General features: G+C 69.6%; 1 protein-coding gene. It reads right to left on the bottom strand.

What is annotated here, in order from left to right:
• Window positions 1–559, bottom strand: a 559-nt coding sequence (locus AAE045_RS24070; protein WP_455549817.1) for a carboxypeptidase-like regulatory domain-containing protein, incomplete at both ends; no start/stop codon positions are given.

The raw sequence follows: 559 nt of genomic DNA, 5'->3' as shown, positions 1-559 counted from the left end.
GTGCCGTCGGAGTTGGTGGCACCGCCGCGCAGCGAGGTGTTGCCCTTGGCATCACGGGTGAAGATCAGGCCCGGGACCGCGTCGGCGAATTCCAGGAAGTTGCGCGACACCTGCGGGGTGGTCTGGATCTGCTGCAGGCTGACGGTCTTGCCCACTTCGGAGGTACGCACTTCCTGCAGCAGGGTCGGTGCAATGACGTTGACCGTGTCCAGGTCGGTGGCGTTGGCGGTGCCGCCGTTGGCCGGCGCGCCGCTGAAGTTCAGGGTCGCGGTGGAGGCCACGGTGACCGTCACCTTCTGCGTCTGGCCATTGGCCACAACGTTGTAGGTGCCCGGGTCCAGGCCCATCAGCGAGTAGCTGCCATCGGCACGGGTGGTGGCGCGGCGCACGGTGCCGCTGGCCACGTTGGTGGCGGTGACTTCGGTGCCGGCGGCAGCCTCGGCGACCTGGCCGCGCAGCGACGAGGTGGCCGACTGCGCCATCACGCTCGGGGCGGCGCCCAACATCAGGCAGGTGACCAGCGCGCTGGACAACAGACTGCGTGCGGGCGCGCGGTTGC

Source organism: Dryocola clanedunensis (assembly GCF_038405435.1).
Classification (GTDB): Bacteria; Pseudomonadota; Gammaproteobacteria; order Enterobacterales; family Enterobacteriaceae; genus Dryocola; species Dryocola clanedunensis_A.
Note: the sequence above shows the minus strand (reverse complement) of the source record. Positions and strands in the feature narration are given on the sequence as shown.